Annotated in this window: 9 protein-coding genes; 4 read left to right on the forward strand and 5 right to left on the reverse strand. The window is 38.6% G+C overall.

What is annotated here, in order from left to right; translation table 11 throughout:
* Positions 1-485: 485 nt before the first annotated feature.
* From AB4Z50_RS35620 to AB4Z50_RS35630, 3 genes are all read right to left on the reverse strand, one after another.
* On the reverse strand, positions 486-1,262 hold the full coding sequence (locus AB4Z50_RS35620) for an imm11 family protein (RefSeq protein ID WP_441887192.1): 777 nt from the start codon (positions 1,260-1,262) through the stop codon (positions 486-488).
* A 119-nt stretch (positions 1,263-1,381) separates the two neighbouring features.
* Positions 1,382-1,843, reverse strand: a complete 462-nt coding sequence (locus AB4Z50_RS35625; protein ID WP_441887194.1) for an SMI1/KNR4 family protein — start codon at positions 1,841-1,843, stop codon at positions 1,382-1,384.
* A 484-nt stretch (positions 1,844-2,327) separates the two neighbouring features.
* Entirely contained in the window at positions 2,328-3,647 is a 1,320-nt protein-coding gene (locus tag AB4Z50_RS35630) for an IS110 family transposase (RefSeq protein WP_441887206.1), read from the reverse strand.
* 336 nt (positions 3,648-3,983) lie between these two features.
* Here AB4Z50_RS35630 and AB4Z50_RS35635 point away from each other — a divergent pair, with 336 nt between their 5' ends.
* The 4 genes from AB4Z50_RS35635 to AB4Z50_RS35650 all read left to right on the forward strand — a co-directional run bounded on the left by AB4Z50_RS35635 (position 3,984) and on the right by AB4Z50_RS35650 (position 8,195).
* Entirely contained in the window at positions 3,984-4,118 is a 135-nt protein-coding gene (locus AB4Z50_RS35635; RefSeq protein ID WP_441887207.1) for a hypothetical protein, read from the forward strand.
* 440 nt (positions 4,119-4,558) lie between these two features.
* The gene (locus AB4Z50_RS35640; RefSeq protein ID WP_441887196.1) at positions 4,559-6,001 is read left to right on the forward strand and encodes a spore germination protein; all 1,443 of its coding nucleotides are present in this window, start codon (positions 4,559-4,561) and stop codon (positions 5,999-6,001) included.
* 15 nt (positions 6,002-6,016) lie between these two features.
* Positions 6,017-7,090, forward strand: coding sequence for a GerAB/ArcD/ProY family transporter (locus tag AB4Z50_RS35645; RefSeq protein ID WP_441887198.1), 1,074 nt, complete (start codon positions 6,017-6,019; stop codon positions 7,088-7,090).
* 1 nt (position 7,091) lies between these two features.
* Positions 7,092-8,195 carry a Ger(x)C family spore germination protein gene (locus tag AB4Z50_RS35650; protein ID WP_441887200.1) on the forward strand — a complete coding sequence of 368 codons (1,104 nt, stop codon included), beginning with the start codon at positions 7,092-7,094 and terminating at the stop codon, positions 8,193-8,195.
* 462 nt (positions 8,196-8,657) lie between these two features.
* Here the strand turns inward: AB4Z50_RS35650 and AB4Z50_RS35655 are convergent, their stop codons facing one another.
* Positions 8,658-8,915, reverse strand: a complete 258-nt coding sequence (locus AB4Z50_RS35655) for a hypothetical protein (RefSeq protein WP_441887202.1) — start codon at positions 8,913-8,915, stop codon at positions 8,658-8,660.
* Positions 8,916-9,221: 306 nt separating this feature from the next.
* The coding region (locus AB4Z50_RS35660; protein WP_441887204.1) for an IS3 family transposase at positions 9,222-9,409 on the reverse strand (188 nt) is incomplete at its 5' end.

Consider the following 9,409-nt stretch of genomic DNA (forward strand, 5'->3'; position numbering starts at 1 on the left):
GGTAAAGCCTACATGCCACATAAAACGTTACCACTCTTACAAGCAGCTTAACCATACAACCCGTTTCGTTGTACGAGTWTTGGCTTATTCGCAGGATTTCAAAGAAAGCACGGAGTACCGGATGCATTAAACCAAAGGGCACCGACCCGTACCGTTAGCAAGACCGGCCTCCACCCCTTGGATAGGCGTAACGAAGGAATGAGAGGGCATAGACCCGTTAAGACATGGGAGTGAAAACCTCCAAGGGTGGCGTGGAGAATGCGTGCAGTAAATGGAAGTATATAGGACGGTTATATCCCTCCTCTATTCCCGTGCGCCTTCATGTTACCGAAGTCTAACAGGGTATTCCCTTCATGTCTTCCCCCCCTTACTATCCGGGCGAAATCCTGCGAATAAGCGAGCATTCGTGAGAAAATTATAACGTACCAAGGGAGCTTAACGAGGTCGCCGCTCTAAGCCAGCAGCCTCGTCACTATAATCACCGATTATATATCTGATTTCTCCGTTTCATACCAGGTTAAGTCAAAGAGAATTGGAGGCCAGAACATCGGTTCCATCCAGCGATATTTAAGAGCATCTAGCAAATCACCTAGAACAATAACACCGTTTTTATTTCTCTGTATTTTCCACTTGCTACTAATAACTGATTTACCTTGCTCAACCAATTCATAGGCTTCGGACCAAGTATAAGTCTTTCCTTCGATGTTTTCTATTCTCTGAATTTCCTCCTCATATCTCAATTTTCTTTCTCTCTCTTCATCACCCGTGTTCATTGAATCCCATATTTCAACGAATTCGTAGCCCTTAAAAGGCGATTTTTCAATAATATCTTTTAAAGCGTCAGTGACATATACAGCTATCATTCTATGTTGAGGGATTTTAAAAATATATTGACCCTCCAACTTACTTTTATCGAATTCAATTTTTATAATTGAACCATCTTCAATTATAGAATTATCATAATCGATACAATCGATCACATTAGTCACGTTTAAACCACATATGTCTTGTTTCAATTTGAAATCAAGAAATTGCACACTTTTTTTAATGAATGGAGAAAGAAACTCCTTTGTTTCCAAAGAAATAATAGGTATCTCAGGCAAAAAACCATAAAAATCATTGTATTTACCTTTCTTCACCACTTTCATTTCAATAGGAGTAAAATCATCTATTTTCCCTTCAAAATTAATAATTCGCAGTTGATCATTTTTAACCATTAATATTGTGGCATTTGAACTATAAAGTAATCTCCAAACTTTCATATTGTTCATCCTTTCATTCTGAAGTCCCAACCCTCATTTTTCCTGTAAGTAATTCGACTAATGGAGCAGCAGCCGCAGCAAACTGCTCCTTGATTGTTCAACTATCGTGTCCCGTTAATTCAATCAAGCCACTTTATAGCTGCATGCTTATAAATTGAATCAGAAAGAAACTCCTCAAACGTATCAAAGAGCGTAATTATCCCCTTAGTACTTCCCTCGTACCATTCTAAAATCGGTGGATTATCCCCTACACTTAACACAAAAAATTTAACTTCATAGCCCTGATGCATTGAGAATACAAAAGAACTCTCAGGCATTAATATCAGGTCATTATTCTCGCGCAATAATTCCTTGGCCGCATACTGAAGTTCCTTTAATTGTGAATACTTCATATCTGTACCTTGAAACAATCTTCCCGAATTATGACCAACAGCAAGCAAGTATTGCCGATAAGACTCCGGTAACTTGATTGCCAATTCTTGCTCAAGTAACTTTATTTCTGTTTCGCTACACCCTTCAAATGGACGAACAGTATGTAAATTCTTATCATACAGAAGCTTTAACAAATGATCACTTTTCACTAATAAACCTGCTTCCTAGTGGGATAACTCATAATTCGGGAAGAACTTAAATAATTCCTTCATTAACGTAACCTCCCTCTATGGAGAATCACTTTTCTCTTAAATACTCACGTTTTCTTAGTATATTAACCATGTTTGCTCATTACAGATAACACTTCAGTGGAACGAAGTTGTAGATTAAGAAATTTATGGGACTGGTAAAAGTGCAAAAAAGTCTCCACCTAGACCACTTGCTGTAAAAAGTGGTTTCTCCGGTAAAGTTTGGTTGCACCTTTGGATCTCCACATGAGCTCATGGCGGTCAACCCTCCCACATCTCGCAGAGTCTACGCTCTCACATTCCTTCATTCAACCTGTCCATGAGGTGAAGGTCAGATATGCTGCCCGGCAGGATCTTCGTCCGTATGGATTGTGCCGTTCCGACTCATCCGTGCTTCTTGTTATCTATCTTTTGGTTTAGGTCGTTATCTTTGGAAAACGTTCTGTTAAGCCGCTTGTGGTAATTCTACACCTCGAGGGATATCCTGCATCATCTTTTCTTCCCTGAACTCATGTCCCTTYTTCAATATGCCGAATAGGATGCGTATGAGTTTGTTACACAATGCGATGAGAGACTGCATTTTCTTCAACGGATTTCTCGACCGTTTGGTGTAGTACTCGTGCAAAGCTCGGAAGGCTGCGTTTTTTGCGACCAGCGGCATCATCACTCTAAAGAGTAAGGCACGAAGGCGTTTCCTACCTCTCTTCGTTATCCTAGTCTGTCCGGTATGTGTGCCTGATGAATTTGTTTTCAAATTCAATCCAGCGAGCTTCGTGATCTGTTTGGGATGTCGGTACTGACTAATATCGCCTACCTCAGCTAGAAAGCCCGCGATGGTGTCTCTTCCAATCCCTTTCATGGCCAACAATTGTTGTACATGTGGGATCTGCTTGAGTAATTCTTCCAATTTTGTTTCCAGTTCTTCCAGTTTTCTATGAAGCCATTCGTACTGGTTCAGCAGCACCTTCAACTCCATTTTAGCCAACTCTGAACCTTGATGGATACCAACAGAACGGCTGGCTGCTGCCTTCAGATTCTTGATTCGGCCTAGACCAAGCCCACGCTTTGCAGCTTCTCTCAGATGCTGCAGCAGGATCTCCTCTGGTACGGAAACAAGCTCATGTGGCAGTAGATAGAGACTTAGCATTTGGATGGCTGACTTGCATTCCCAATCCTTAAATACCGTCAGAAACTCGGGGAAATACCGATCTAGCCAGTTATGGACACGTGCTTGCACAACGCAAAGGTCAGTTGTCAGGTGCTCGCGAATTTTCATGGCTTCCCGCAGTTCAGCATAAACGCCCTGTGGAAGGCTAGGTACAGCGTATCTCCCATCTTTGACCAACTGTGCAATCACTTTAGCGTCCTTGATGTCATTCTTCGTCGGAGAATTGTCATCAAGCTCTTTGCTTTTCTTCACGTGTAGTGGGTTTACAACACCATATTTAACTTGTTGCTCTCTAAGATAATGAGCTAAGTTTAACCAGTAGTGACCAGTCGGCTCCATGCCGACCATGACGTCCTGAAGCCCTTGTTCCGCAACAATCTTTTGGAACCAACTAATGAATAATTCAAAACCTTCTCGATTGTTTTCAAACGTGATCGATTTACCGAGCTCGACTCCGTGATAGTCTTGTGCCCTGGCCACATGTTTGAATTTAGCAATGTCGACTCCGACAATTAAAGTAGAAGAAGTGATTTGATTAATTCGTTCATTTTGAGTAGAATGCTTGTTGTAGTCTCCTTGGTTTGTATTTGGATCCAGTAGCTAGCCAGCATTATGGACCCATTAACATCATACCAAGGAGTCTTTTTATTTCTCAAACCTCGTATTTCTTCATAATAGGAATGCTGCCCGTTAGTATTATGAGGTCACCAGAAATTACTGGTCGACCTCATTTTTGTGTGGTCGTAAGATAGCGGTAGCTCGGGATCGAACGTTTCTGCCCGTGAGACTTGGATCTCGAGAGCTATTCCGTTCATCCCCCTACTTGTTAAACCATGATTAGGCTAGTTGGGGCATGACCCCGAATCACATGCGATAATGTGGACGACAAGAAGGTTAGGGGCTTCCGGCGAATATATAACAAGGAGTGGTTACATGAATCCTGTCATCGGACTGGATGTTTCCAAAGGAGAAAGTCATGCACAAGCATTCACTGACCGAGGAATACCGCACGGAAAGATCTTTCAGTTTGAGCATAATCTTGAGGTAGCCGCGGAGGACCAATGTTAAAATTCATTTTTGCCGCCTGTATAATGTTATTCAGTCAAACTACCCACGTATCGGCAATACAAATCGAAGACGAAGCTGAATATATTGCAATTTATCGCAAGACTGCTAAGTCCGCAAATATAGGCAGTAATAAAAAGATATTATGAGAAGGTACTTGTTCATCCGCCGACATACACACCGTTTCATGGAACCCAAATAACGTGTGAAGCAAAATGAAAAATTAAATTTAGATCATAGTCTGGTCGGTGTGTAGTAGTAATACTTCCTTCCCTCTTCCAGAAGTTGAATTTACATCATTATCCATACGTCCGCATCCAAAATAAATTTTTAAACTTGGTTTGACACAATTTCAAGATGATCAATATAAAGTCAAACGATTAAATCCATTACTTATAGGACATATTACCAATATCAAAAATGATAGAGGTGTGTGACTCTTTATGTATGTTTCCGGTACTTCAGTCTCGGAATTTAACTCCGAAAAACCTTCTCTTATGCATACACTAAATCAATTTAATGATTGTGTAGATCTTACCCACAGGTCTTACCCCGAAATCAAAATGGATTTGGTCTATTTTAGTCATCAAGTTGATCATGATAAGCTGTATCGTGAAGTTATGGTTCCCTTACTAAATTTGAATATTGAGGAGGTTCCCTTAGTATTAGAAAGATCTCAGTTTACCTTAATTACAGATGCCAAAGAAATAATAACCGGAATTTTATCAGGAAGGGTTGCAATTTTTTATAATGAAAATGCTTTTCTCGTCGATGTGTTTGGCCTGCAAGCACGTTCTGTTTCACAATCTGAATCTGAAACGGTCATAACAGGTCCGCATGACGCATTCACTGAACAAGCTGGAATCAATTTATCATTGATTCGTCAGCGCATTAAAAGCTCTCATCTGAAAGTGATCAAACTATCTGTTGGGGAAATAACCAAAACAGATGTCTATCTTCTATATATTGAAGATATCGCCAATATGGATTATGTGAATGAGGCCATACTTAGAATTAACAATATAGAGATCGATGCACTATTTGATACCAATATGCTAATTCAATTCATTGATGACTCACCTTATTCCATTTTTCCACAATTTCTTACTTCTGAACGCCCAGAGGCCATGGCCTCAAAATTAGTTTCAGGCAGAATTGTTGGCATTGTGGATGGCAGTCCCTCGGCATTAAGCGCACCAACTTCATTCTTCGAGTATTTCTCATCTTCTGATGATTATAATCAACGATGGATGCTCGGAACCGCAAGTCGCTTATTACGATTTACCGCGCTCATAATTACACTTTCATTTACTTCATTGTATGTCTCAGTGACTACCTATCATTATGAAATGATCCCAGAGAACATGCTGCTGACTCTTACGGAATCAAGAAGCAAAGTTCCATTTCCGCCTCTTATAGAAGCGTTATTTATGGAAGCAACAATTGAACTCCTTCGCGAGGCGGGTGCTCGATTGCCATCCAAAATCGGTCAAACGATTGGTATCGTCGGTGGTATTGTAATTGGACAGGCTGCAGTTCAAGCAGGATTAACCAGTAACATTCTTATCATCTCCGTAGCTTCCTCTGCCATAGCATCCTTTGTTACTCCGGCCTACGTCATGAGTAATTCCATTCGATTACTTCGATTTGGGTTAATATTACTTGCAGGAATATGGGGAAACTTTGGATTGGCAGTAGGTATCACGGCGATTGTGATTCATATATGTGGACTTACCAGTCTCGGTTCTTCTTACCTTACTCCCGTTGCTCCTTTCAAGCCAAAGGATTGGAAGGATGTTTTCATTACTGCACCAATTAGCTTTCTCAAAGAAAGACCTACTCAAACCAAGTCACCTAATAAGGTTAGGAATAAGATGAGAAAATAAGGATGGGTCCCCAAAATGCAGGAAAAATTATCACAATTTCATGTGACTATTCTGATTTTTATGACACAGACAGGTATGGTGATATTCACACTCCCTCGGCTACTAGCCCACTATTTTGGAACAAACGGTTGGCTTGCATTAGTTATAATTTTCATGATTGTTTCTTTAAATATTTTATTGATTTCTATTGTACACCGCCTTGGTAAAGGGAAATCTATATTCGTAGTCATGGAGCAATCCATACCTAAATTCATTCTTTTCCCTTTCTATCTATCATTAGTCTTATTATGGATGATGATCGGTTGTTTAATTGCAAAGCAATACGTGATGGTATTTCAAATGATTGCTTTTCCAACAACGAACTCAATGGTATTTAAGCTGGTTTTCGACGGCCTTGCCTTCTTCCTCATTCTCAAAGGTATATACAATATTTCAAAAACAGCAACAGTCTTTTTTTGGGCAATTATTTGGCTGCTATTATTGCTATTTTACTTTTATGGTGATTTTCAATGGTCCCGTTTGACTCCATTTTTCTTTCAAGAAAGYGCAATAAACATGCAAGGTGTTGCGAGTATCTATTTAGCATTTTTGGGGTATGAACTCTGTTTGCTTTTATTCCCATACACTGATCAAAAAACAAATTTAATGAAAGCGGTTTGGAGTGGAAGTTTCCTGATTTTCCTCAATTATATATATACCAGTTTTATCGCCTTTGGCTTCTTCGGTCACAAATACTTAAAGGACTTAGAGTATCCACTACTGAATATACTCGCGTACATACAATTTCCATTTATTCAGGGTACAGAAAATTTGTTTTATGCTTTTTTTATGTTCTCAATCATTGTTACATCAGTCATGTTTTGGTGGGCAGCTAAAGAAGTCAGTATAAGAATGTTTCCAATAAGCCAAAAGATTTTATTGCTTGTTATCCTTTTAGTGTCCTATTTTATTTCCTTTATTTTCGATGGGTTGAGTGAATTAGAGCAATGGTTGACAATCCTTGGTTATATAGAAATGTGTGTTGCGTTTGGATTGCCTATTGCTTTGATTATTCTTCTGCTTGTACAAAAGACTAGAGGTGAGTTGTAAAGTGATTAACAATCGTGCTTGGCTCTGGATTCTTGCTACGCTTGTACTTACTGGCTGTGGCGATCAACGAATTCTTGAGAATACAGGCTTCATTCAATCTACAAGTTATGATCTTTTGCCTGATGGAAAAATAAATTATGGGATAAGCGTTCCCATTGCAAACCCAGAAATAAAAACATCAAGAGACTTTATTTCAACTGAGGCGAAAAGCAGCAAAGAAGGCCGAATACTTCTTGCAAAAAAGACCAATCTGACGCTAGTTAGTGGACAATTAAGAACCACTCTGTTCGGGTTACCCTTAGCAAAAAAAGGAATTTGGGAGTTCATTTATACGCTATTGAGAGATCCTACCATATCTGATCAAGTCAAAGTTGTTGTTGTAGATGGGAATGCAAAAAATCTGCTCGAAAAGAACTATACCTCTTATCCCCGAACAGGAAAATACATCGATCGTCTTATACAAAAAGAAGCAAAGGGGCAGACCATACCGCTTACCACATTATATTCGTTTGTAAGAGATTATTATGATGATGGGATTGACCCAATAGCTCCTCTTATTAAAGATGCTGGGGAAAGTATAGTCATAGATGGAATTGCTCTTTTTAAAGATGACAAATATGTAGGCAAGATAAAATCAGAAGATTCATTGATTTTCAGTTTTCTACTTGACAGCTTTAATCATGGCGAAATAAATATCGATTTAATTGAAGAAGAATCGCTAGATAGTAAAACAATCATGTTAAACTCTATGAATAGCACAAGGAAGGTTTATGTTAAACACGAAAATGATGGGCAAACAAGTGTTTTTATTAATGTTGATATAAAGGCTTCGATATTAGAATACATCGGTGAATTAATGATGAGTAATGATTCCGAAAGAAAAAAGTTGGAACTTGATATCTCCAACATATTAACTCAACGGGCAGAAGGAATCATAAAATTCCTGCAAGAAAAAAAAACAGACAGTCTTGGCATAGGAACATATTTCAGAAATAGCATGACTCACTATGCTTGGAAGGACATAAGTTGGAATGATCAGTACCCTGTTTTAAACATACAATGTAAGGTTAATATAAAAATAAAAGATTATGGATTTCGTCATTAGTATCAGTGGCTTCTCCCCTGATTGGGAATTCTTCCTTACCACTGGAATTTAGAAGAAATCCTTCACTACTAAACATTCTGCCCTTTCGTATTATGGTTCAACTAGATGAATCCTTATACCCTTAGCCTTTAGCAGATAGGTCACTTAATGAGCAATAAAAAATAGCCACCTGGATGGGTGGCTCGCACTCAAAAAATGTCAGTTTACACGGGAAAGATTCAGATGATTCAGAACTTGAGTATAAGAGACATTAACATTCCCTTCACTGATCGACGATGCGCGCAATACGGGGAAGTATGTACCTGGTTAGGAGATGGCATATATCTTCGGCGTTAGCAGAACGCCCTCAACCACCAAATAATAATTCTGCAAGTCCAAGTTCTTATTGTAGTTTTCTGTTGGTATATTCATTGGATAATGAGTAATCTCAACTAATAAGCAAAAATGTTTCCTGTTAATTCTCTAATCTAAAACTGTAGATTTAAGTTTCATAGCATCTGAAAATCCTATTCGGTATGCCTGCATAATAACAAGACTCTTTTGAGCACATATTTCTTCGAGTGCATATAGAGAATTATGTGCAGACTCAGGTGTGACTTTTTTAAGTTCACTTAAGATATCATTAAATCTTTTAGAAAGACCCTCATTTTCTTCTTCACATACTTTCAAAACTTCCCAACTTCTTTGTTCAAGCTTGTGATCAATCCATTCCATAAACACTTGTTATGTCTCCTCTCGCGTTAGCAAACTTGTTTAGTTTTTTTCGGCTTTGTTATTTCAAGCTGAAATTTTATGATTCTAATTTTGTCAATGAGTACTTCAAACTAAATATTAATTCAATTTAAACCCATATAGTACCACATGTAAATGAAAATTCACGATCGCGAATTATTTTCGAAATTCGACAAAAATTGACATAATACCCCTTGACTAAATTCGTTCAAATCAATTGAGAATAAAAAAAGCCCACTTATGTTTCTGAGAGCCTTGGTCAAGACCCCTATTTGTAGACATTGCAAAAAACACCTAGGCAGAAAGCTGACGTCTGTAAGCAACAGGCGTCAKTTTTTTTAGTTTTCTCTGCGGTCGCTCGTTATTATAGAAATGCAAATATTCTTCAATTCTCCTTTGTGCCTCTTCTAAACTTCGGATATGATAAGGATAGAGTGCTTCCGCTTTTAAATGCGAAAAAAAGCTCTCCATAGAGGCATTGT

The sequence above is a fragment of the Paenibacillus sp. 2TAB26 genome (assembly GCF_052115145.1).
Classification (GTDB): Bacteria; Bacillota; Bacilli; order Paenibacillales; family Paenibacillaceae; genus Pristimantibacillus.